Raw genomic sequence first — 22,258 nt, 5'->3', positions numbered from 1 at the left:
GATCAGCTTCACTGTTTTAAAAAAACCGAAATTAGTATTCAGGAAAGCCGAAATCATGACCTTACCTCCGAACGTCTACGACGCCGAGCCCATCCCCGCCGCAGCCCGCGCGGAAATAGACCGGATGTTGAAAACAGGAGATCTCTTTCGCTACACGGCACCGGAAAACGCGCCGGTCACTTTACTGGAACGCGAATTTGCTGATCTGATGGGCAGTAAATATGCGCTTGCAGTGTCCTCATGCTCAGCCGCGCTTTTTCTGTCGCTCAAGGCACTCGGCTTGCCACGTGACGCCCGTGTGCTAATCCCCGCTTTCACATTTGCTGCGGTCCCGTCATCGGTCATACATGCCGATTGCGTGCCCGTCCTGTGCGAAGTCGGTGAAAATTATCGGATTCATATCACCGACTTCACCGAGAAATTGGACAGCACGATCAGCGCTGTGATCATCAGCCACATGCGCGGACATACTTCTGACATGGATGAGATCATGGCGCTCTGTTATGCGCGTGGTGTGCCCGTGGTCGAAGACGCGGCGCATTCGCTTGGCACCACATGGGGCGGGCGCAATATTGGTACGATTGGCCGCGTCGGCTGCTTCAGCTTTCAGTCCTACAAGCTTGTGAATGCCGGTGAAGGCGGGATCATGATCACTGACGACCCCGATATCATCGCGCGGGCAGTGATCATGTCGGGCGCCTACGAACATAACTGGGCTAAACATATCACGACCCCCGACCCCGATCTGGATGCAGCGTTTGCGAAAGCCCAGAACCAGCTCCCGCTTTATAATCTGCGGCTCAATAACCTTTCCGCCGCCATCATCCGCCCGCAACTGGCCGAGATTGAGCGCCGCGTGACCGACGGGCGCCGAAATCACGATTATGTCGCCGCGCGGTTGAACGCTTCTCCCTGGCTGGAAGTCCCTGAAAAACTTGAGCAGGAAGAACGCGCACCGGATTCGATCCAGTTCAACCTCGTCGGCATGACCGAGGATGAAACCCGCGCGTTCGCCGAGGCGGCTGCATGTCGTGGCGTCAAGGTCCAGGTTTTCGGACTGAGCACCGACAACGCCCGTGCGTTCTGGAACTGGCGGTTTATTCCGGGCCGCGCACCTGAGCTGCCGCAGACCCGCGCCATGCTGATGCGGGCCTGTGATACCCGCCTGCCCGCGCGTTTGACCCAAACCGAGTTGGACGTAATCTCGGACGCCATTATCGACGCCACCGCAGACGTGATGCCCCCGGCCCGCGCCTACGGGACCTGACGTCCTTTACGGAATCCGAAACGCGCTCTAGACCAGTAACGGGAGGGGCGCGATGAACGAATTTTCACAAGGTGCCGCGTGGATCAAGGGTCAGGTGGTTCCGATCGCCGAAGCAACCATTGGCGTGACCGATTGGGCCGTGACACATTCAGACGTAACATACGATGTCGTTCCGGTCAGGAACGGCGGTTTCTTCCGGCTTGGCGATTATCTGGACAGGTTCGAAGCGTCCATCAGCGCCTGCCGCATGAATATCGGCATGTCGCAGGCCCAGATCAGTAATGCGTTGCAGGCGATCGTTGCACGATCTGGATTGCGGCACGCCTATTGCGCGATGGTCGCCGCCCGCGGCACGCCGCTGACCCCGGGCAGCCGGGACCCACGCGACTGCGACAATCATTTCTACGCCTGGTGCGTGCCCTACATACATGTTGTCAAACCGGAAATTGCAAATCAGGGTGTCAAAATCTGGCTGTCAGAGGATGTCCGCCGCATCCCGCCTGACAGTGTGAATCCGCTGGTGAAAAACTATCACTGGGGCGATTTTACTGCGGGTCTGTTCGAAGCCAAGGATCGCGGTTTTGAAACCGTCATTCTGCCTGATCACGCCGGAAACGTCACCGAAGGACCGGGCTTTAACCTGTTTTCCATAAAGGGAAAATCCGCGGTCACACCAGATACGAGCGTGCTCCACGGCATCACCCGCCGCACAGCGCTGGAGCTTTGCCGGGAGGCCGGGTTTGAGACCACCGAACGTGATCTGCCGATTGACGAACTGATGGAGGCTGATGAAGTATTTCTGACTTCTTCGGGGGGCGGTATCATCCCGGTCAGTCAGATAGGCGAGCGGGTTTTTTCAAACGGGCATGCAGGGCCGGCGTCAATAAGGCTTCGACAGCGCTATTTCGAGTTGATGGACGATCCAGCGTACCGGACCGATGTTGCCTATTGACGTTCAGACCCGGGCCATTTCCGACAAAAGCCGACGCTGAATTTTACCCGACGGGCCTTTGGGAAGTTCTTCCATGAAATGTATCTGATCGGGGCTTTTGAATTGCCCAAGCTTCTGAACGCAGATCGCCAGTAGTTCGGCCTCGGACAGGGTTGAGCTGTCGTTGACCTTCACCGCCGCCTCTATCCTTTCGCCGTAACTGTCGCAGGGACAGGCAAAGGCCGCCGCTTCGATCACATCCGGATGCGAGTAGAGTGCCTCGTCAATCTCGCGCGGGGCAATGTTTTCTCCACCTTTTATGATCAGCTCTTTCAGACGGCCGGTGATGAACAGATACCCGTCTTCGTCCATACGGCCCAGATCACCCGTTCGCAGCCAGCCGTCAGGCGTAAACGTTTGCCGCGTCGCTTCGGGGTTTTTCAGGTATTCCAGCATGACATTGGGGCCTTGCACGGCAACCTCGCCTTCCTGTCCCGCTGGCACCGGGGCAAAATCCGGCGACAGGATGCTGACCTTGTTGCCGAATGCTATCCCTGGTGAGCCAATCTTGCGCGTACCGGGCGGCAAAGGGTTCGACAATATCTGAGCAGCGGTTTCCGTCAGGCCCATCGTTTCGATGATCGGCACGCCAAAGCGGATTTCAAAGGCCGTCTGAACATCAGGTGACAGCGCCGAAGACGCGGACCGCCCGAAGCGCAACCGCGCCTTGGTGCCTGGATCGGGGTCAATGCTGGAATGCAGCAGGTGAGAGATGATCGTCGGAACAACGGAAAACCACGTGGCCCCCGCCTGCTCCGCGTTCTTCCAGAACCGGCTGGTCGAGAATTTCGGACACATGGCAAGCGAGCCGCCGGATACAAGCGCGCCCATCACAGTGACGCAAAGCCCGTTGATATGGCAGATCGGCAGCACGCAAAAACCGCGATCCGCTGGTGACAGCGCATGGGCGATCGCCGTCGTCCACCCCCCCGCCAGCAGGCTGGATTGCGTGTGTACCACCCCTTTTGGCCGCCCTGTTGTGCCGGAGGTGTACATCAGCAACGCATGGTCGCCCGGCGCCACATCATGCAACTGCGCCGTCGCACTATCGTCGGGGTTCAAGCGTGTGATACCCACCCCTGACGCCTCCTGAAACAACGCCATCTGGTCTTCATCAACAAAGGCAAACCGGCATTCCGAATGGGCCAGGGCATATGCAATCGCCTCCTGCCCGGCGACAAGATTGATCATCGTTGCCCGGAACCCGCCATAAAGCACCCCGAACAGGCATTGAACTGCCACCCGCCCGTTGGGCATCATGATCGCCACGCTTTCGCCATGGGCGATCCCTCGTGCCGTCAGAGCCGCAGCGATGCGGGCAGCAGTATCGCGCAGCTCAGCCCAGCCCAGGCTGTCTTCTCCCTCCGGGAAGACAAAGGCCGTGCCATCCCCATCTGCGCGTTTATCGATCCAGTCACGGAGTGTTCCGGCTGGAGGTGTGCATTCAGAAAGCGTCATTTCCCGGCGACGCCCCAATAGGCGGCAAAAATATCTTCGACCTTCGGTTCATTAGGGGGGATTTCACGGATCACCTTGGTGGTCTGCATGAAATGACGCCAGTTCAGATTATCGTCGATTGAATTGCCACCCCAGGTGCCGCATCCCATGCTGAGCGAAAACGGCATCCCGTTGTTGAAGGCGCCGCCCGTGGCAAAACAATGGGCCTGGTTAACGATGACGCGGCAGGTTGGAATGGCGGCGCCCAGGGCCATTGCCCGACTGTCATCAATACTGTGCAGCCCGATGGAATGTCCGGCACCCATATGACCCAGAATGCGGGCGGCGATCGACTGCGCATCATCAAAATCCCGGGCCCGATAAAGCGCCGCTACACGGCTGAGCTTTTCGCCCGAAAGCGGATGTTCCGGCCCGATGCCGTCGGTTTCCACCGCCAGAAATCGCGTGTCCGGAGGAACCTTGTCCGACATCCCCAATGCTGCGAGCATCGGCGCGGCGTCCTGCGCGATCACCGCACGATTGAGATGCCCGTCTGGCCAGAGCTTTGAGATGATCCCGTCTGCCTCGGTCGCGGGCACCAGCGCGCCACCCTCTTTTGCCAACGCGGCGACGAAATCGTCATAGACCGCATCCACAACGACAATCTCGTTTTCGGAGGAACAGGATGTGGCGTTATCAAAACATTTCGAAGCGGCGATCTTGGCGGCTGCGGCCTTTGGATCGGCGGTTTCGTCCACGATCACGGTGACATTGCCCGCCCCCACCGCGACGGCGGGTGTGCCGCTGCTGTAGGCGCGGCGCACATTGTCCTGACTGCCGGTGACGACAAGCAAATCGGCCGCTTCGAGCATCCGTTGCGTTTTCGCCTTGGACCCGGGCGCCGGGATCATCTGCGCCAGATCATGATCCAGCCCGAGCTTGTCGAATTCAGTATAAATGTAACTCAGCAGCAACTCGCAGCTGGGGATGCCCTTGGGTGAGGGCGACAAAACGATCGCATTGCCGCATTTCAGAGCGTTGATGATATTGTTCGCTGGCGTTGCCGCCGGGTTGGTGGACGGCACGACGGCACCGACGACTCCGACAGGGCGAGCGATTTTCGTGATGCCGGTATCGGGGTTGTCGTCAATCACACCGCAGGTTCTGGCCCCAGCAATGTCGCGCATCAGGCCCAGTGTCTTGCGATGATTCTTGATGATCTTGTCGGGCACATTGCCCAGACCGGTGGTTTTCACCGCAAGCTCCGCAAGGCTCCGGTTACGATCTGGTTCCATAATTGCCCAGCCGGCCGCCGCCGCCGCCCTGTCATAGCGTTCCTGCGTTGCTCCGGTTTCAAAGACCTTCTGCGCCGCGCGGGCGCGGGCCATGACCTGATCGACTATTGCAAGATCGTCCTGCGCGTTCATGAAAATTTCCTGTCTGGTTGGGGAAAGGGCACAAGTTGCCCTTTCCCGTTTAGTTTCTGCAACCGTTTCAGAGGCCGGCCAGCAACTCTTCAAGCGTTGCCTGACGTGCCTGCCACATCGCCTGTACTTCTTCGCGGGTCATGATGTGCATCGGCGAACCGCCCGCCTTCATTTTCTTGGCCACCCGATCATTGGCAAACATCTCGGGTACCGTGGCGGCAAGCTTGTCGATCACTTCCTGCGGTGTGCCCTTGGGTACCATCACGCCGCGGAAATTCACGCTGGCGTTGTCGATATCAAGGCCCTGTTCCTTCATGGTAGGCACATCTGACAGGAACTCGTTCCGCTCCAGATCGAAGACCCCCAGGATTTTGACATTGCCCGCTTCGCGTGCCCGGAATGCATCCGACAGGTTGTTGACACCCGCAATGACATCACCGGCGATAACCGCCTTCATCGCTGCCGTACCACCGCCCTTGGTGGGAATGTAAGCCAGCTTGACACCCGCAGCCTTTTCAAGCTGAAGCGCGGCGATATGGTGCCCGACAAACAATCCTGCACCGGAAAACGTCAGCTTTCCCGGGTTTTCCTTGGCATATGCGAGCACATCGTCCATCGAATTCATCTCGCTGTCCGCAGCAACGACAAAAACGGCCGGATCAGCACCCCAGTTCGCAATGGGCTCGAAACTGTCGGCACCGTATTCGACACCGCCCTCGATCGACTGGGCAATGAAATGCGGAATATTATAGGCGGCAAGCGTGTATCCATCCGCATCGGCCTGCGTTGCGAACCAGTTCCACCCGACGCGGCCCCCGGCGCCCGGTTTGTTGATGATCGCGATCGGCATGCCCAACGCGTCTTCGTTCCCTGCGGTCATGGTCACGATACGGGCCTGAAAATCCGTCGCACCACCCGCGCCGTAGCTGACCATCATCATGATCGGTCGATCCGGATAATCCTGCGACTGCGCAGCACCGCCCGTCAGGGCCATCAAGGTCATCGCGGCCCCTGCCAGTAATTTCTTCATTGTCGTTTCCTCCCTTGGAACTCTGAATTTGTTGATTGATTAGAAGAGTATTTCACGAGGTGTGTAGACCTTCAGCAACAGGCCAAAGACGCCGTACATCACGGCGATGAAACAGGCCGTGATGATCCCCCGCTTGCTCCACGTCTTGAGATTGTCATGCGGGGCCGGGTCGTAAAGCGACAGCAACACGAAGAAGGCCAGCGCCGTTGCGGTGTAAAAGCCAAGCGCTTTTGCCAGCCAGAACACATAGAGCAGCGCCACCACAAGGCCGGGCGCAAGATTAACAGCCATCTGGCGTGAAATGCCACTGCCGATTTTCGACCATCCCAGCAGAGCCTTGAGAAATGTCCATCCGGACAGCGCCACGAAGGACGCAGAAATCAGGCGCGGGAACAAAAAAGCCTCGGATGGTTGCTGGGTGAAGCTGACCCAGGCAATCCAGACGCCCACGAAAAAGACGATGCCTGACGGGATGATATGCTGGGCACGGTTCATGCCTCGACCCCGACGGTCTGTGCCCGGTTCTGTCGCAACTCCATCATCACCGAATAGATGATCGAGGCGATGACCACGGCGATCAGGATAAGATTCAGGCCGCCAGAGAAGAAGTAGCTGCCCAAGCCATCAGTGGCATTGGCGATCATGCTGCCCTGGATGAAATTCGCCTCTGCAATCGGGCCGAGGATCAGACCCAGCACCAGCGGTGCGGCTGAAAATCCGAAACGTTCGAGAAAGAACATCATCACCCCTAGCGCGGCCATGACATATACGTCACCCATCGAGCTTTGCACCGAATAGGCCCCGAAGACCGACAGGCCCAGCACGACAGCCGCCATGACCGATTGCGGCACCTGCGCCACCCGTGCGGCAAGCCCTGCGATATAAAGACCGAAGAGGCACATCAGCACCTGCCCGATCAGCATCGAATTGATAAAGGTCCAGGCAACCTCGGGGTGATTATCGAAAAGGTCAGTTCCCGGGAATATCCCGTGGATCAGCAAGCCACCCAGCAATACCGCCGCCGTGGGCGAGCCGGGGATCGACAGGGTCAGCAGCGGCACGAGGCTAGGGCCCACCATGGCGTTATTGGCGCTTTCCGCCGCAATCACACCCTCGGAATGCCCGGTGCCGAATTCTTCCCGCTCGGGGCTGAATTTCTTGGTCTGGTCATAGGCCACCAACCCGGCGATCTGCCCCCCGACGCCGGGGATCAGGCCAATGAAAGACCCCACCGCAGTACCGATTGCCAAGGCCCGCTTGCGGCTGAACAGTTCTCGCACCGCGTCCCCGATCGCGTGTTTTTTAACCTCGATCACTTCGATATTGTCGTTACGACGCCCCTTGGCGAACATCGTCAGCACCTGCGGGATCGCGAAAAGCCCGATCAGGGCCGCGATGATGTTGATGCCGCCGCCCAGCGATGAATGGAAGATGAACCGCTGCGCGCCCATGATGTCATCAAACCCGATGGTCGCGAGCCAGAGCCCGATACAGCCCGACAACAACCCTTTGACCACCGAGGCGCTGTCTAGCGAGCCAATGATCGTGACCCCCAGAATGGCCAGCCAGAACAGGTGCGACGGCCCAAAGGCAAGTGCCCATTTCGCCAGCAGCGGTGTCAGGAAAATCAGCAGCAAGACGCCAAAGATGCCGCCCACCGCAGACGCAAGAAAGGAAAGTTGAAGCGCGCGCGCGCCTTCGCCCTTCTTGGCCATCGTGTGCCCGTCAAGCGTGGTGGCGATGTTTGCGGGTGCCCCGGGGATTTTCAGCAGGATGGCACTGACCGCCCCGCCCGCCACGGTCGAAGTATAAGCCGCACCCAGCAGGATCAGCCCCGACACGGCCTCAAGATGGAACGTGAACGGGATCAGCAATGCAACGGCCATCGTCGGGGACAGTCCCGGCGTCGCCCCCAGAATGAGCCCACCGATCGTTCCCACCAGCAACAAAAGGAAATTGACCGGCGTGAAGACGTCACCGAAGTAATAGATGAATTCCACGTGGGTTCCCTCCCGTCACTCGCAGCCATATGAGCGATTGACAGATCAGGGTAAGCTATGAAAATAGTATTGCAAATGTTTTCATAAATGATCTAAAAATGATAGATAAATGACTGATATAAAAAGACAAAAATCAGATATTATAGATGTTGCCAGAGCAGCTCGTGTTTCACCATCTACGGTCTCGCGCAGCTTCAATCACCCCGAAATGGTCAATCCCGCGACTCGGAAGAAAATTGATCGCGCGGTCAAGAAGCTGGGCTACATCCGCAACCGCGCGGCGCAAACCATGCACGGCCGTCGCAGCGGAACGATCGGGCTGATCGTGCCAACCATAAATCACACAATCTTTTCCGAGGTGATCCAGGCGTTCTCCGACGCCATCGACGCTGCGGGGTTCACTCTGCTTATCGCCTCGCACGGGTATGATCTGGATCGCGAATACGAGATGATGCGCAAATTGCTGGAACATCGTGTGGACGGGATAGCACTCATCGGGCTTGAACATACCGATGCCAGTTTTAACCTGATCGAACAGCAGGCCATCCCGGCAATTGCGATCTGGAACCATGACCCAAACTCTACCATGGCCTGCGTGGGCGCCGATAATCGCGAGGCCGGCAGGATGGCTGCTCAACATCTGCTGTCATTTGGGCACCGCGAGATTGGCCTGATATTTCCGCAAACCACTGGCAATGACCGCGCACGCCAGCGGCTTGAAGGCGCGATTGACGCGCTGGATACAGCTGGGGTCACAGTGCCCGCGTCATGGCATTCCGAAGCACCTTATTCGATCGCACAGGCCAAGCGTGCAACGACAATGGTGCTTGAAAAACACCCAAGGCCTACCGCGTTGCTGTGCGGAAACGATGTTATCGCCCGGGGCGCGCTTTATGCCGCGCAAAAGACCGGCATCAAGGTACCGGAAGATCTTTCGGTTATCGGGATCGGTGACTTTAAGGGGTCGGAGGATCTGGAACCCGGTCTGACAACCATCAGCATCCCGGCCCAGGACATCGGAACCATCGCCGGAGAGAATTTTGCCCGCATGATCACCACCGGCGACACTGAAATCCTTCGTTTCAAATGCGACCTTTCCTGTGTCGTACGGGGCACCACCGCCGCCCGGACATGATTGCGGCTAAATCTTGAAATAACTTCATATTTTCAATGCACTATACACGGGAAAGCCATCTTCCCGAACTGTCGAAACCAATGTTGTCGCAAATAAGCGAGACCGGTTTCAGAATTCAAGACAGGCTGACGGGGTTGGCCGCTTTTGTCGCGCCCGCCTTCCAACAGACCGGAATTATGACGATGTCCACCTACGCCCCGGATACGCCAGCCGCACCGTCACGCACGATGCACGGGCTAGTCTGCATCGAAATCGGCATGCTATTTTTCGTGGTTCAGGACGCCATGATGAAATCGCTGCTGATGACTTATCCGGTGTGGTTGCTCATCTGTATCCGGTCGTTGGTGGCGATCATTGTCCTGACGCCCCTGATTATCATGCTCGGCGCACCCCATCGCCTTCTCACACCGCTCTGGCCCCTGCATTTCTTGCGGGCGGGGCTTTTCGCCCTGGGTTTCTCGCTCTTTTATGCCGCCTTTCCTTTCATGGGTCTGGCGGAGGTGACGACGATATTCTTCTCGGCGCCGCTGATCACGGCTTTGCTGGCCTCGCTGTTGCTGAAGGAAACGATTGGACCGCATCGGATTGGCGCGCTGGTTATCGGGTTCATAGGCGTCATCATCGCCATGAACCCGACCGGCGACGCGTTTAGCTGGATTGCGATACTGCCACTGGCCTGCGCCCTTACCTATGCACTGGGTCAAATTCTGGCGCGCTACATCGGCGACCGGGATTCCACGCTGACGATGGGGCTCTACACCCTAGCACCTGCGGCCCCGTTGATCATGATCATGGGTTGGTCGCTGAACCAAATCGTCGATATCGGGCCGGAATTTCAGCACCTGCGATGGGCGTTCCCCGCAGAAGCAATGACCGATATTCCGCGTCTGGCGTTGCTGGGAAGTGTAGGCATGGCGGGATATCTGTTCCTGTCGCGCGCTTATCAGGTGGCCAATGCCAGCTTTATCGCGCCGTTTGACTATAGCTACCTGCCCATGGCTGTGGTTCTGGCCTACGTGCTCTGGAACGAAGTGCCCCCCACCGCCACGGTGATCGGCATGGGCCTGATCATCGCCAGCGGACTTTACCTGGGGTACCGCGAACTCAGGGCCACACGTCACAGTGATGACCAGCCGGTTGTCGCGGAAACCGTTTTCGCGCCCGGCAGCCCGCTATCCCCGCAAAATACCGAAGAAGACTCGCCCCTATGAGCATCGCTGATCCGCTGACACAGGCACCAGAGCGCAACTCGGGCGGCATCATGCTGGTGTTCATCGCGGGCGTCCTGTGGTCTACGGTCGGCCTTGGTATTCGACTGATCGAAGATGCGCTGGTCTGGCAAATTCTTCTCTATCGATCGGTCGGACTGTCCTTTCTGCTCTTTGTTGTCATCCGGCTGCGAACCGGTCAAAACCCGTTCGAGCGCGCGCGCCACGCTGGCTGGCCCGGGGTGATCGGAGGGCTTTCACTGGTCGCGGCTTATGCAGGCGGCATCTATGCCATTCAGTCGACATCCGTGGCCAACGCCATGCTTCTTTTCGCCAGTGCGCCGTTCATGGCCGCAGTGCTTGGCCTCGTGATCCTACGTGAGGCGGTGCGCGCGCATACCTGGCTGGCCATCCTGCTTGCCTGTCTGGGGATCGGCGTGATGGTCTGGGACAAGTCCAGTGGCGGCGCCATGGCTGGCAATCTCGCCGCGCTTGGTTCGGCCCTCGGGTTCGCGGTCTTCACCATCGCCCTCAGATGGGGTAAATCCGGCGAGATGCTGCCCTCGGTTTTCCTGTCCGGGCTTTTTGCCATCCCGATCATGGCCATTATCTGCCTTTCGCTGGACCTCCCCTTGATTCTATCGCCGCGTGACGCAGGGATCTCGGGCATCATGGGGATTTTTCAGGTTGGCGCCGGGCTGGTCCTCTACACGATCGGCTCGAAAACAGTGTCAGCGGCAGAGTTGACATTGCTGTCGCTGGCCGAGGTGGTGCTGGCACCCTTGTGGGTCTGGTTGCTGCTGGGGGAAACAGCGACACTCTATACGCTGATCGGAGGGGGCATATTGCTGGTGGCAATCGGTGGTAATGCCCTTCTCGGCGCACGCCGAAAACCACCGGTAACCCTTGTCTGATCCACGAAATCGCGCTCGGATACTGATCTGACAACGGGGCCGGGAAAAGATTTCCGATCACTTGTCGGCTTAGTTCGTCTGAAAACCCGGCTTTCAGATGCAATTGTCCGCTTTTATCACACCCGCGCTTGGCTTATAAACGGCGAAAATAACGTGGCGACCTCTTCCTATCGGATCGCCACAACTGGCCGAGGACTCAGATGTCGAAAAAAAACCACGATGATGACGTCGCCTTTATCAAAGCGCTGGCGGAGATGCTCACTGACAACGATCTGACCGAATTACAGGTCAAGCGCGAATATGGCGATGCAGATAGTCTGAACGTCCGCGTCAGCCGCCGTCAGGAGGTCGCCGCCGCAGCCCCTGCCCCGGTTGCTGTTGCCGCCCCGGCCGCTGCACCGGCGCCGACCGCCGCCGCGCCAGCCGAGAAAGCAGCAGATGATCCGGCAGATCACCCCGGCGCGGTTAAATCGCCGATGGTTGGAACGGTTTACATGCAGGCCGAACCCGGCGCACCGTCCTTTGTAGCCGCAGGCCAGCAAGTCAACGAAGGCGACACATTGTTGATCATCGAAGCGATGAAAACCATGAACCATATCCCGGCCCCGCGTGGCGGCACGGTAAAACGCATTCTGGTGGATGACGGGGCGACGGTCGAATATGGATCGCCGCTGATGATCATCGAATAAGGGCGTACCCATGTTCGACAAGATCCTAGTGGCCAACCGCGGTGAGATCGCGCTGCGTGTTATCCGGGCCGCCCGCGAAATGGGCATCGGTTCGGTCGCTGTTCATTCGACCGCCGATAGCGACGCGATGCATGTACGGATGGCGGACGAATCCGTCTGTATCGGCCCCCCCTCCAGCAGTGAAAGCTACTTGTCGATCCCCTCGATAATTGCCGCCTGTGAGGTGACCGGCGCACAGGCCATTCACCCCGGTTACGGATTTCTGAGCGAAAACGCCAATTTCGTCCAGATCGTCGAAGATCATGACCTGACCTTCATCGGCCCCACCGCTGAACATATCCGCGTCATGGGTGACAAGATCACCGCCAAGGATACGATGAAAAACCTCGGCGTTCCCTGCGTTCCAGGCTCGGATGGTGGTGTGCCGACACTGGCCGAAGCCAAGAAGCTGGGTCAGGAAATCGGCTATCCGGTGATCGTCAAAGCCACCGCTGGCGGTGGCGGCCGCGGCATGAAAGTCGCCAAGAACGAAGGCGAAATGGAGCATGCCTTCATGACCGCCCGGTCAGAAAGCAAGGCGGCTTTCGGCAACGATGAAGTCTATATCGAAAAATATCTGACCACACCGCGCCACATTGAAATTCAGGTCTTTGGCGACGGCAAAGGCAAGGCGGTACATCTGGGTGAGCGCGATTGCTCACTGCAACGACGCCACCAAAAAGTGTTCGAGGAGGCTCCGGGCCCCGCGATTTCAGCCGAAGAACGTGCCGAGATCGGCAAAACCTGTGCCGATGCGGTGGCGCGCATCAACTATACCGGCGCTGGCACGATCGAGTTTCTCTACGAAAACGGCGAGTTTTATTTCATCGAGATGAATACGCGCCTGCAGGTCGAACATCCAGTGACCGAAGCGATCTTTGGCGTCGATCTGGTGCGCGAACAGATCCGGGTTGCCGAAGGATTGCCGATGTCCTTTACCCAGGACGATCTGCGGATCAACGGTCATGCGATCGAGGTGCGGATCAATGCCGAGAAATTGCCCGAATTTGCGCCGCGCCCCGGCAAGATCACTCATTTCCACGCGCCCGGCGGTCTGGGTGTGCGGATGGATTCGGCCCTCTATGACGGCTATTCCATACCACCTTATTATGACAGCTTGATCGGCAAGCTAATCGTCCACGGGCGCGACCGCGAGAGCGCCTTGACCCGTCTGAACCGTGCTTTGGGTGAATTGATCATCGATGGTGTCGATACCACGGTGCCGCTTTTTCACGCCCTGCTACAGGAACCCGACATCCGCCGCGGCGAATACAACATTCACTGGCTGGAAAAATGGCTGGAAGACAATCTCCAAGACTAGCCGTGTCGTGACGATGACATGAGCGAACCGGATTTCCGCCTGACACCGGAAGCGTTACTGCGCGCCTACACGATGGGCATCTTCCCGATGGCAGAAAACCGCGATGACCCCGAGATTTACTGGGTCGATCCGCGACGGCGCGGCATCTTGCCACTGGGCGGTTTTCATCTGTCCCGATCCCTCAAGCGCCGTGTCCGAAAGGCAGATTACGCAGTCGATCTGGACCGCGACTTCGTCGGTGTTGTGGATGCCTGCGCCGACCGTGATGAAACCTGGATCAACGCAGAAATCCGCTGCCTCTATTCGGAGCTTCACCAAATGGGACATGCCCATTCACTCGAAATACGTCACGACGGCGAACTGACCGGTGGTGTTTATGGTGTCGCGATCAACGGGGCGTTCTTTGGCGAAAGTATGTTCTCACGCCGCACGGATGCCTCAAAACTCGCACTGGCCCATCTGGTGGATCTTCTCAGGCGCTGCGGTTTCACACTTTTCGACACCCAGTTCATCACGCCTCATCTGGCGTCACTGGGGGCAAAAGAGATTCCTCGCGCAGCCTATCATTCGCTGTTGGAAGACGCTTTGAAACAGCCCGCCGATATTCACAGCCAACCGATTTGCGGGGATCTTCATTCAGATTTGCAGCTCAACACCCAGACATCGTAGCGCGGGTGCTCCAAGGCGTTCAGTGCGGGCGACGACGCAATCATCCATCCGTCAAACATGATATCCTGATTGGACACGTCTCGGATGGTCAGAAAAGCATAGGCGTCCGCAGCGGTACCTTGCGGATAGCGGCACTCACGCAACTCAACACTCAGCCTGCCAATTTTGGCGGCTTCACCGTTGGCCAGCGTCATATCAACGATATCGCCGTCGATCTTGTCCAGCCCCCGCAAGACGGCCCCGGACCCTTTGGCCACCAACTCCTGAGAAGTCGCCGCGCCACTCATCCCCGCAAGAACCAATGCCGCCAGCCCCCACGGCTTCATTCGGCCTGGTCCTCTTTGTCGTCACCTGCGACGAATTTCATAAGCAGGGAAACGAGGCTGATTGACCCTTGGGTAAATTCAATCTCGGTGCCGGGTTCCAGGTAAAACGGTGACCCGCCCGGCAGCAGCTCAACGTAATTGCCGCCCAACAATCCCTCGGACGAGATAGCGACAGCACTGTCATCGGGAATTTCAATACCCTGCAAAACACTGAAAACCGTTGATGCGCGGTAGGTCCCAGGATCAAGCGTGATGTCGGTGACGCGGCCGATCTTGACACCTGCCATACGCACGTCGGTTCCGACATTGATACCGTCCGCACTGCGAAAGCTTGCGGTCAGCTCGTATTCCGACCCGCCGCCCGACAGACCAGTCGCCTGACCGGCATAGAGCAAGAATCCCACGGCAACCGCCAGGACGGCCCCGCCCACAATCACGTCAGTTGTATTTTCAGACATTGATCCGCCTATTCAGGGGTCCAGGCTTCATAATCCTGGCGCTTCGCCGGAACGCCGCGCCGAATCGATCCTGCCGGTGCGTAGGCCAGGGCTGTCCCGGTCTGGTTTTCCTCGTGGTCTTTTTCCCAAGCTTTATGGGCAAGCGGCTTTTCCGATGGCGGTTCTTTGTACGTGTGGTGCAACCAACCATGCCAGTCAGGACTCACGCGACTTGCCTCACATTCACCGTTGAATATCACCCATCGGCGCTTGTCGTCACTTGTACGATAGAAAATGTTGCCCTGATCATCCTCGCCCACTTTCACACCCTTGCGCCAAGTGTAAAGCTGAGTGTTAAGGGTCTGGTTATTCCACCAGGTCACAGCGCGTAGAAGTGTATTTACAATACCCATCGGGTCCTCCGCCGGTCTTATCCCCTGATATGGCTTAATTGGAAAGAAAGGTCCAGTAGAACAGGCGCCGCCGAGGGGAAAACCACCTGTCCTAAGACGAGGTTTCATCTGCTTCGGATAACCAGGTCAGCGCACCGCAGTTTGAACACCAGTGTTCACCGGCTACACGCCTGATCGGTTTCAGCCTGCGCTCGCTTCTTCCTTTTTTGTGTCGGAGTAGATCATCAACGGATTCGCATCTGCATTCACCGCCTCTTCATTCACGACAACTTCGGCGACGTTTTCCATACCCGGCAGTTCAAACATCGTGTCCAACAGAATATCTTCGAGGATCGAGCGTAAGCCACGAGCACCGGTCTTACGCTTGATCGCGCGTTTCGCAATTGCGCTCAACGCGTCTTCGGTAAAGCTAAGCTGTGCATCTTCCAGCTCGAAAAGCCGCTGATACTGTTTGACCAGCGCGTTCTTCGGCTGCGTCAGAATGGTAACCAGCGCATCCTCGTCCAGATCTTCAAGCGTAGCGATCACCGGCAGACGACCAACAAATTCCGGGATCAGGCCGAATTTCAGCAGATCTTCTGGCTCCAGATCCTTGAAAACCTCGCCCACGCCGCGATCATCCTCATCACGGACATCGGCACCAAAGCCCATCGCACTGCCCTTACCGCGCTGCGCGATGATCTTGTCCAGGCCAGCAAAAGCCCCACCACAGATGAAGAGGATATTGGTGGTATCGACCTGCAGGAATTCCTGCTGCGGATGCTTGCGTCCGCCCTGTGGTGGCACCGCCGCAACCGTGCCTTCCATCAGTTTCAGCAAGGCCTGCTGCACGCCCTCGCCCGACACATCCCGCGTGATCGACGGGTTCTCGGATTTGCGGGTGATCTTGTCGACCTCATCGATATAGACGATACCGCGCTGCGCCCTTTCAACATTATACTCGCTGGACTGTAGCAGTTTAAGGATGATATTTTCCACATCCTCGCCCACATATCCCGCTTCGGTCAGGGTAGTGGCATCCGCCATGGTGAACGGCACATCAAGAATCCGCGCAAGCGTCTGCGCTAGCAATGTCTTACCGCATCCGGTAGGTCCAATCAGCAGTATATTGGATTTCTGCAGCTCGACCTCACCCGCCTTACCTGAGTGATTCAGCCGCTTGTAGTGATTATGCACCGCGACGCTCAAGACGCGTTTTGCCGTCGCCTGACCGATCACGTAATCGTCAAGCACCTCGCAGATTTCGCGCGGCGTCGGAACACCTTCGCTTGATTTCAGGCCCGCACTCTTCGTCTCTTCACGAATGATGTCCATGCAAAGCTCGACACATTCGTCACAGATAAACACGGTCGGGCCTGCAATCAGCTTACGCACCTCGTGCTGGCTTTTGCCGCAAAAGCTGCAATAGAGGGTGTTCTTGCTGTCGCTGCCAGAACTATTCGCCATGAAGTACCTTTCGGGGCGCGAGCCGCAGTTTCAGGCCTGATCTTCGGCCGGTTTATTCACCTTTGATTGCCAGTCTAGGACAGCAACAAAGCCTCCACAATCTCAAAATGTCGGAACCCGGCATTGACGCCGGGACCATGATCTATTCCTCGTCGTCCGATGTTTTGACACGGTTTTCGACGATTTCATCTATCAGACCCCAGGCCTTGGCATCTTCGGGTGACATGAAGTTATCCCGCTCCAGCGCTTCTTCAACTTTTTTCAGCGTCTGGCCAGTATGTTTGACGTAAATCTCGTTCAGCCGTTTCTTCAGCTTCAGCGTTTCTTCGGCGTGAATCATGATATCCGTCGCCTGCCCCTGATACCCGCCCGACGGCTGATGCACCATCACGCGACTGTTGGGCAGCGAGAACCGCATCCCCTTTTCACCGGCTGTCAGCAAGAGCGATCCCATGCTAGCCGCCTGCCCGATCACCAGCGTGCTGACCTTTGGCTTGATGTATTGCATCGTGTCATAAATCGATAAGCCGCTGGTCACGACGCCTCCGGGGCTGTTGATATACATCGAGATTTCCTTGGACGGGTTTTCCGCCTCAAGGTGGAGAAGCTGCGCCACGATGAGGCTGGACATACCGTCATGCACCGGCCCCGAAAGAAAAATAATTCTCTCCTTCAACAGACGAGAAAAGATGTCGTAGGCACGCTCACCACGGCTGGTCTGTTCAACCACCATCGGCACGAGGGTGTTCATATAAGTCTCAAATGGGTCTTTCATGTCTGCCTGCCTGCTGTTGTCGCCGCGATCTTAAATGATCATGTCCTAAAGGAGTCTTAGTGTTGCGCCCAAAGGGCTGCAAGGGGCGTATCCCGTTTTGGTCTATCAACTAAATAATTACTTTTTTGTGAAAGCGGGGTTTCGCGCTGCGTTTCACGACGTGTCCAAGAACCCAATCAGAGCTTTTGCTGAGTGTATTTTCGCAATTCCGCACGGGCCACCTGACGTCGATGCACAGCATCAGGCCCATCGGCTAATCTGAGTGTACGCACATGGGTCCACATCGCTGCCAGAGGCACATCCTGACTTATACCCTGCGCACCAAACATCTGAATTGCCTGGTCGATCACCTCTAACGCCACCTGCGGCGCCACGACCTTGATCTGACTAATCCACGGGGCGGCGGCGCGGGCATCGCCCCGATCCATCATCCACGCGGCCTTCAGGCACAAAAGCCGGGCCTGCTCGATCTTCATGCGGGCATTCGCGATAATGTCGAAATTAGCGCCAAGCTGAGCAATTTTGCGTCCAAACGCCTCGCGTTCCACAGATCGGCGGCACATCAGTTCAAGCGCGACCTCTGCCTGACCAATCGCCCGCATGCAGTGATGGATACGGCCAGGCCCCAACCGGCCCTGTGCAATTTCAAAACCACGACCCTCACCCAACAACAGGTTTTCCGCAGGTACCCTGACATCGACAAAGCGAATATGCATATGCCCGTGGGGAGCGTCATCAGCGCCATAGACCTGCATCGGCCTCAGTTTTTCGATACCCGGTGCCGTTGCGGGGACGACGACCATAGAATGGCGTTGATGCTTGGGTTGATCTTCATCACCGGTACGCACCATCACGATGTAGACCGCACAGCGTGGATCGCCTGCGCCGGTCGCCCACCATTTCTCGCCGTTCAAAACATATTCATCGCCATCACGCACACAAGACATCGCGATGTTGGTTGCATCTGAGCTCGCAACGTCGGGTTCGGTCATCAAATAGGCGCTGCGTATATCTCCGTTCAGAAGCGGTTCCAGCCAGTTTTGCCGCATTGTCGCGGTGCCATAACGCTCGAAAACCTCCATATTGCCCGTATCAGGCGCATTGCAGTTGAACACCTCTGCGCCCATCGGCGTGCGACCCATTTCCTCGGCAAAATAGGCGTATTCAACCGTACTCAGGCCAACTCCGCGCGCACTATCGGTCAGCCAGAAGTTCCACAGACCACGCTCGCGCGCCGTCGCTTTCAAACCTTCCAGTATTGCCGCCTGACGTGCGGTGAATTGCCATCGGTTGCCCTTGGGAATTTCCGCGTGATACTCGACCTCCAGCGGCATAATTTCGTTCCGAACCATATCGGACACGCGCACCAGCAACTCTTTGATTTCAGGCCGAATCGCGAAGTTCATATCCATCTGTATTTCCCCAAACCCATCAGATCACTCTTGATGCGGAATTCCAGTGCCAGACGCATAACTTTAGGTTGAAATTTAGCAAAATTGTCAAACCCTGAGCCACAAAACCGCAAAATCCAGCCACAAATCACCATCATACTGCCCCGTGTTCGCTCACTGCACCAGATGGTGGTGTGGAAGTAAATGTTTGGCGGACTTTGTTTTGATTGAACGAGTAGCAGGAACAAACAATGCAGGTTGTGCAGGAAACGAGCAAGGTAACGTCGCTCTACCCGAACGGGCCGGAGCGCGCGGATCCCCCTACCAGAATTGGTCGTCCGATCAGTAAAAGCTCGAAGCTTCCGGCGCATCGTGACATCAAGGCCATCACATGTTTCACACCTGGAACTGGCATTGCAACCAAGAACGGCGCCAAGCTGGTGGAGCAGCTTAGACAAGGTGATCGTATCCTGACACGTGATCGCGGATTTCAGCCGGTCCGATGGATCGGGAAACGGCAGGTATCTTTTTCTGCGGCGCTACACAAACGCGACGCCCTGCCGGTCATGATCCGCGCCGATGCATTGGGCGCAGGCAGACCCGAACGTGATATCATCGTCTCGCCACGTCATCGCATTTTGACCAGCGATAGATCTTACCTGTCGATCATGGGTGAATCCGAGGCCCTAATTGAAGCGCGCGCGCTTGTCGGCCGACCGGGGATTACATGTGTGATGCCTGAACAACTGACTTACATCCACCTTCTCTTTGACCAGCACGAGATCATTCTGTCGGATCACCTCTGGTCAGAAAGCTTCTACCTTGGCAGGCCAGCAGTCGCCGCGCTACTGCGGGAACAGTGTAATGCGATTAAAGAAATATTCCCGCAGATAGACACGGCCCCCAACACGTCTCCGCAGATGCTGGCACGCGTATGTCTGACCCATGAAGAGGTTCAGATGCAATGCGCATAGAGCTTTTCCAGGAATGCCCCAAGGTCGTTGCCGGGACTGTCGTCCGACATCATGCGATGCCCAAATCAGGCGCTGTTTAGATTAACGAACGCGATGCCTTTCCGGGGAACTCAAGCCCGCCAGAACGCAACGGTAAAGATCACATAGACTGTCATCAGTTCAAGCCGGCCAATCAGCATCGCTGCAATTAAGATCCATTTGGCGGTATCGTTAAGCGGCGCGAAATTGCCCGACGGACCGATTATGTCTCCCAGCCCCGGCCCGACATTCGCAATCGCTGTCGCAGCGCCCGACACCGACGTTGTGAAATCCAGCCCCGTCAACCCCAGCAGCACGGCCACAACCCCTAATGTGCCAACGAAGAACACGAAAAAAGTCATGACCGAATTCAGAACATCGTCATCGATTTTCTTGCCCTGATAGCGCGGCACGAAGACGCCGTTGGGTGACCGGATACGCCGTAACTGGGATTTGATCGACGCAATCAGCAACTGATATCGAAATATCTTGACCGAGCACGCCGTCGAGCCAGCACAGCCACCGATCAACCCGACGAAGAAAAAGACACAGATCAGGAACCCGCCCCAATTCATGTAGTTAACTGACGAATAGCCGGTACCGGAGATGATCGAGGTGATATTGAAAAGCGCCTCGCGGAAGGCCTGTTCCCAGCTATGAGGAAGATTTGTTGTCAGCGCGATCACTGTCACCAGAACCAGTGCCGCGATCATCAGAAGAAACACATGTATCTGGCTATCGCGCCAAAGCGGCTTGGCATTACCATTAATCAGCTGCACATAGCGAACAAACGGCAGCGCTGCGAGTATCATGAAAACCGACGCCGCATACTCGGTAACGCCGGAAAAGACGCCGAAGGATGCATCGTAATTGGCAAACCCGCCGGTGGCGACCGTTGTCATCGCATGTACAGTTGCGTCAAATGCATTCATTCCAAGCACGAAATAGGTCAGGACGCAGGCCAGCGTAAGAGCGAGATAGATCACAGAAATCTGCGAAGCGATCGCCGTGGCGCGTGGCAGGATCTTTCCATCGGTGTCAAACGCTTCGGTCCGGAAAATCTGCATCCCGCCAACCCGCAATTCAGGCAGAAAAACCATCGCCACGACGATGATGCCGATCCCGCCCAACCATTGCGTGAAACCGCGCCAAAGCAATAACCCTTTCGGCAATGTATCCAACCCGGAAAAAACCGTCGATCCGGTCGTGGTCAAACCCGACATGGCTTCGAAGACGGCATCGACGAAACGGGCCTCGGTTGCCCCTAAAACAAAGGGCAACGCCCCGAAAATAGGCAGCGCCACCCAGACGCCGGTGGTCAAAAGAAAGGTCTGTTGAATCGTCAATCCCGCGCGGACGCCGTTGCGGCAGGCCAACGCAACCAGCCCGCCGGTCAGCACTGTAAGAATACCGCTTTCGGCAAAAACAGGCCAGTGGCCGCGGCCTTCAGCGACATCCACCATCATCGGCAGGAACATGGCAAGGCCCAGCACCATAACCATCAGGCCGATGACATAGCCGACGGGACGCAGATCAATCATAAAGCGCAGACTTGTCTCCGCATGACAGGAGTGTCAAGCTTGATCGATCTTAGGCCAACCGTTGCCGGATGTTGATCTCAGTCTTTCTTTGAGATCGTGTTACGCGCAGGCAACGCAGTCGGCATCGATGGCTCGCGATGATTTTTGCTCGCAGCCGTCGAATTTCCGGATTGGACTCGACCCGCTGCGGCCTTGGTGGCCTCTGGCTTAGTCGCAGATGCCTCAGGCGCCGCCACCTTGGCCGTCTCGGCGCGGACTGTCGTTGTGGTTCGGTTCACCCGGGACTTGAATTCAGGGGTTTTAATCTCGGGCTTGGCAATCACAGGCTTTTTTGCAGCGGACGGTGTCGCATCCTGTTTAGGCGCCGACTTGGCCACCGCAACATCCGTTGCAGCCACCTTCTCACGCAACGGTTTCCCAGATTGGACAGATTTCTGAGACGCGGACTGGGCTGGTTTTGACTTTTTAGCGGGTTTGGTTGCGACTTGCTTGATCTTCTCTGGCGCGGCGGCATTGCTTGTCTTTGACACTGTAGGTTTTGCGGCTTTTTTCTTCGCCGCGACCTTTTTGGTCACCTTAGCGTTTTTGATCTCCTGAGCGTCAGTTGCCGGCGCTTTTCTTGCCGTCGCAATATGCTTGCGCATATCTGCAGGCACTGCGAACGGGTTGGAATTCAAGGCGGCCCTGCCGATGATCTGAGCTACACGCAAGTTACTCTCGATGACATAACCTGCGAGGCGGATGCTGGCGGCGGACATTTCGAGTTGGGTCGAGACAGGGTTCATTTTTCTATTCCTGGTTGTTGAGTCG

At 57.1% G+C, this 22,258-nt stretch carries 22 protein-coding genes; 9 read left to right on the top strand and 13 right to left on the bottom strand.

Features of this window, described 5'->3' with window-relative positions; genetic code table 11:
* Positions 1-55 precede the first annotated feature (55 nt).
* Positions 56-1,267: a DegT/DnrJ/EryC1/StrS family aminotransferase gene (locus tag LC334_RS17840; protein ID WP_085801684.1), complete on the top strand. Its 1,212-nt coding sequence runs from the start codon at positions 56-58 to the stop codon at positions 1,265-1,267.
* 52 nt (positions 1,268-1,319) lie between these two features.
* Entirely contained in the window at positions 1,320-2,219 is a 900-nt protein-coding gene (locus LC334_RS17835) for an aminotransferase class IV (protein WP_085801685.1), read from the top strand.
* A 3-nt stretch (positions 2,220-2,222) separates the two neighbouring features.
* Here the strand turns inward: LC334_RS17835 and LC334_RS17830 are convergent, their stop codons facing one another.
* Genes LC334_RS17830 through LC334_RS17810 form a run of 5 tightly spaced genes read right to left on the bottom strand, consistent with a single transcriptional unit; the run spans position 2,223 to position 8,152 of the window.
* Positions 2,223-3,716 carry an AMP-binding protein gene (locus LC334_RS17830; protein WP_085801686.1) on the bottom strand — a complete coding sequence of 498 codons (1,494 nt, stop codon included), beginning with the start codon at positions 3,714-3,716 and terminating at the stop codon, positions 2,223-2,225.
* Positions 3,713-5,215 (bottom strand): acylating sulfoacetaldehyde dehydrogenase, encoded by a 1,503-nt coding sequence (sauS, locus tag LC334_RS17825; RefSeq protein WP_263286553.1) that lies wholly within the window; start codon positions 5,213-5,215, stop codon positions 3,713-3,715. The genes LC334_RS17830 and sauS overlap by 4 nt, the downstream gene beginning before the upstream one ends.
* Entirely contained in the window at positions 5,190-6,152 is a 963-nt protein-coding gene (locus LC334_RS17820) for a Bug family tripartite tricarboxylate transporter substrate binding protein (RefSeq protein WP_085801688.1), read from the bottom strand. Before LC334_RS17820 ends, sauS begins: the two co-directional genes overlap by 26 nt.
* 39 nt (positions 6,153-6,191) lie before the next feature.
* Positions 6,192-6,647, bottom strand: coding sequence for a tripartite tricarboxylate transporter TctB family protein (locus LC334_RS17815; RefSeq protein WP_085801689.1), 456 nt, complete (start codon positions 6,645-6,647; stop codon positions 6,192-6,194).
* Positions 6,644-8,152, bottom strand: a complete 1,509-nt coding sequence (locus LC334_RS17810; RefSeq protein WP_085801690.1) for a tripartite tricarboxylate transporter permease — start codon at positions 8,150-8,152, stop codon at positions 6,644-6,646. The genes LC334_RS17815 and LC334_RS17810 overlap by 4 nt, the downstream gene beginning before the upstream one ends.
* Before the next feature lie 109 nt (positions 8,153-8,261).
* Between LC334_RS17810 and LC334_RS17805 the strand changes: the two genes are divergently transcribed.
* The 6 genes from LC334_RS17805 to aat all read left to right on the top strand — a co-directional run bounded on the left by LC334_RS17805 (position 8,262) and on the right by aat (position 14,127).
* Positions 8,262-9,287 carry a LacI family DNA-binding transcriptional regulator gene (locus tag LC334_RS17805; RefSeq protein ID WP_085801691.1) on the top strand — a complete coding sequence of 342 codons (1,026 nt, stop codon included), beginning with the start codon at positions 8,262-8,264 and terminating at the stop codon, positions 9,285-9,287.
* A 182-nt stretch (positions 9,288-9,469) separates the two neighbouring features.
* Complete coding sequence (locus LC334_RS17800) at positions 9,470-10,498, top strand: DMT family transporter (protein WP_085801729.1); 1,029 nt, start codon at positions 9,470-9,472, stop codon at positions 10,496-10,498.
* The gene (locus tag LC334_RS17795; protein WP_085801692.1) at positions 10,495-11,409 is read left to right on the top strand and encodes a DMT family transporter; all 915 of its coding nucleotides are present in this window, start codon (positions 10,495-10,497) and stop codon (positions 11,407-11,409) included. The genes LC334_RS17800 and LC334_RS17795 overlap by 4 nt, the downstream gene beginning before the upstream one ends.
* 200 nt (positions 11,410-11,609) lie before the next feature.
* Positions 11,610-12,098, top strand: coding sequence for an acetyl-CoA carboxylase biotin carboxyl carrier protein (gene accB, locus LC334_RS17790; RefSeq protein WP_085801693.1), 489 nt, complete (start codon positions 11,610-11,612; stop codon positions 12,096-12,098).
* A gap of 10 nt (positions 12,099-12,108) precedes the next feature.
* Entirely contained in the window at positions 12,109-13,458 is a 1,350-nt protein-coding gene (gene accC, locus LC334_RS17785; RefSeq protein WP_085801694.1) for an acetyl-CoA carboxylase biotin carboxylase subunit, read from the top strand.
* An 18-nt stretch (positions 13,459-13,476) separates the two neighbouring features.
* Positions 13,477-14,127 (top strand): leucyl/phenylalanyl-tRNA--protein transferase, encoded by a 651-nt coding sequence (aat, locus tag LC334_RS17780; protein ID WP_085801695.1) that lies wholly within the window; start codon positions 13,477-13,479, stop codon positions 14,125-14,127.
* Here aat and LC334_RS17775 read toward each other — a convergent pair.
* The 6 genes from LC334_RS17775 to LC334_RS17750 form a co-directional block, all read right to left on the bottom strand.
* Positions 14,091-14,453: a DUF2155 domain-containing protein gene (locus tag LC334_RS17775; RefSeq protein ID WP_085801696.1), complete on the bottom strand. Its 363-nt coding sequence runs from the start codon at positions 14,451-14,453 to the stop codon at positions 14,091-14,093. The genes aat and LC334_RS17775 overlap by 37 nt on opposite strands.
* Positions 14,450-14,911 (bottom strand): outer membrane lipid asymmetry maintenance protein MlaD, encoded by a 462-nt coding sequence (gene mlaD / locus LC334_RS17770; RefSeq protein WP_085801697.1) that lies wholly within the window; start codon positions 14,909-14,911, stop codon positions 14,450-14,452. Before mlaD ends, LC334_RS17775 begins: the two co-directional genes overlap by 4 nt.
* 8 nt (positions 14,912-14,919) lie before the next feature.
* Positions 14,920-15,303 (bottom strand): NADH:ubiquinone oxidoreductase subunit NDUFA12, encoded by a 384-nt coding sequence (locus LC334_RS17765; RefSeq protein ID WP_085801698.1) that lies wholly within the window; start codon positions 15,301-15,303, stop codon positions 14,920-14,922.
* 180 nt (positions 15,304-15,483) lie between these two features.
* Entirely contained in the window at positions 15,484-16,749 is a 1,266-nt protein-coding gene (gene clpX, locus LC334_RS17760) for an ATP-dependent Clp protease ATP-binding subunit ClpX (protein WP_085801699.1), read from the bottom strand.
* Between the two features lie 142 nt (positions 16,750-16,891).
* On the bottom strand, positions 16,892-17,524 hold the full coding sequence (locus LC334_RS17755) for an ATP-dependent Clp protease proteolytic subunit (RefSeq protein WP_085801700.1): 633 nt from the start codon (positions 17,522-17,524) through the stop codon (positions 16,892-16,894).
* Between the two features lie 176 nt (positions 17,525-17,700).
* On the bottom strand, positions 17,701-18,936 hold the full coding sequence (locus LC334_RS17750) for an acyl-CoA dehydrogenase family protein (protein WP_085801701.1): 1,236 nt from the start codon (positions 18,934-18,936) through the stop codon (positions 17,701-17,703).
* A gap of 230 nt (positions 18,937-19,166) precedes the next feature.
* On the opposite strand from LC334_RS17750, the gene LC334_RS17745 reads away from it, so the two are divergent.
* Positions 19,167-19,889, top strand: a complete 723-nt coding sequence (locus tag LC334_RS17745) for a Hint domain-containing protein (RefSeq protein WP_085801702.1) — start codon at positions 19,167-19,169, stop codon at positions 19,887-19,889.
* 110 nt (positions 19,890-19,999) lie between these two features.
* On the opposite strand, the gene LC334_RS17740 is transcribed toward LC334_RS17745, so the two are convergent.
* Positions 20,000-21,448: a TrkH family potassium uptake protein gene (locus LC334_RS17740; RefSeq protein ID WP_085801703.1), complete on the bottom strand. Its 1,449-nt coding sequence runs from the start codon at positions 21,446-21,448 to the stop codon at positions 20,000-20,002.
* A 77-nt stretch (positions 21,449-21,525) separates the two neighbouring features.
* Positions 21,526-22,233 carry a hypothetical protein gene (locus LC334_RS17735; protein WP_085801704.1) on the bottom strand — a complete coding sequence of 236 codons (708 nt, stop codon included), beginning with the start codon at positions 22,231-22,233 and terminating at the stop codon, positions 21,526-21,528.
* Positions 22,234-22,258 lie beyond the last annotated feature (25 nt).

The sequence above is a fragment of the Roseovarius aestuarii genome, assembly GCF_019966515.1.
GTDB lineage: Bacteria > Pseudomonadota > Alphaproteobacteria > Rhodobacterales > Rhodobacteraceae > Roseovarius > Roseovarius aestuarii.
Note: the sequence above shows the minus strand (reverse complement) of the source record. Positions and strands in the feature narration are given on the sequence as shown.

What these genes read in the sequence shown, in the direction of transcription:
- LC334_RS17840 (WP_085801684.1), top strand. Translation starts at nt 56, where the DNA reads ATGACCTTACCTCCGAACGTCTACGACGCCGAGCCCATCCCCGCCGCA.
- LC334_RS17835 (WP_085801685.1), top strand. Translation starts at nt 1,320, where the DNA reads ATGAACGAATTTTCACAAGGTGCCGCGTGGATCAAGGGTCAGGTGGTT.
- LC334_RS17830 (WP_085801686.1), bottom strand. Translation starts at nt 3,716, where the DNA reads ATGACGCTTTCTGAATGCACACCTCCAGCCGGAACACTCCGTGACTGG.
- LC334_RS17820 (WP_085801688.1), bottom strand. Translation starts at nt 6,152, where the DNA reads ATGAAGAAATTACTGGCAGGGGCCGCGATGACCTTGATGGCCCTGACG.
- LC334_RS17815 (WP_085801689.1), bottom strand. Translation starts at nt 6,647, where the DNA reads ATGAACCGTGCCCAGCATATCATCCCGTCAGGCATCGTCTTTTTCGTG.
- LC334_RS17805 (WP_085801691.1), top strand. Translation starts at nt 8,262, where the DNA reads ATGACTGATATAAAAAGACAAAAATCAGATATTATAGATGTTGCCAGA.
- LC334_RS17800 (WP_085801729.1), top strand. Translation starts at nt 9,470, where the DNA reads ATGTCCACCTACGCCCCGGATACGCCAGCCGCACCGTCACGCACGATG.
- LC334_RS17795 (WP_085801692.1), top strand. Translation starts at nt 10,495, where the DNA reads ATGAGCATCGCTGATCCGCTGACACAGGCACCAGAGCGCAACTCGGGC.
- accB (WP_085801693.1), top strand. Translation starts at nt 11,610, where the DNA reads ATGTCGAAAAAAAACCACGATGATGACGTCGCCTTTATCAAAGCGCTG.
- accC (WP_085801694.1), top strand. Translation starts at nt 12,109, where the DNA reads ATGTTCGACAAGATCCTAGTGGCCAACCGCGGTGAGATCGCGCTGCGT.
- aat (WP_085801695.1), top strand. Translation starts at nt 13,477, where the DNA reads ATGAGCGAACCGGATTTCCGCCTGACACCGGAAGCGTTACTGCGCGCC.
- LC334_RS17775 (WP_085801696.1), bottom strand. Translation starts at nt 14,453, where the DNA reads ATGAAGCCGTGGGGGCTGGCGGCATTGGTTCTTGCGGGGATGAGTGGC.
- mlaD (WP_085801697.1), bottom strand. Translation starts at nt 14,911, where the DNA reads ATGTCTGAAAATACAACTGACGTGATTGTGGGCGGGGCCGTCCTGGCG.
- LC334_RS17765 (WP_085801698.1), bottom strand. Translation starts at nt 15,303, where the DNA reads ATGGGTATTGTAAATACACTTCTACGCGCTGTGACCTGGTGGAATAAC.
- clpX (WP_085801699.1), bottom strand. Translation starts at nt 16,749, where the DNA reads ATGGCGAATAGTTCTGGCAGCGACAGCAAGAACACCCTCTATTGCAGC.
- LC334_RS17755 (WP_085801700.1), bottom strand. Translation starts at nt 17,524, where the DNA reads ATGAAAGACCCATTTGAGACTTATATGAACACCCTCGTGCCGATGGTG.
- LC334_RS17750 (WP_085801701.1), bottom strand. Translation starts at nt 18,936, where the DNA reads ATGGATATGAACTTCGCGATTCGGCCTGAAATCAAAGAGTTGCTGGTG.
- LC334_RS17745 (WP_085801702.1), top strand. Translation starts at nt 19,167, where the DNA reads ATGCAGGTTGTGCAGGAAACGAGCAAGGTAACGTCGCTCTACCCGAAC.
- LC334_RS17740 (WP_085801703.1), bottom strand. Translation starts at nt 21,448, where the DNA reads ATGATTGATCTGCGTCCCGTCGGCTATGTCATCGGCCTGATGGTTATG.
- LC334_RS17735 (WP_085801704.1), bottom strand. Translation starts at nt 22,233, where the DNA reads ATGAACCCTGTCTCGACCCAACTCGAAATGTCCGCCGCCAGCATCCGC.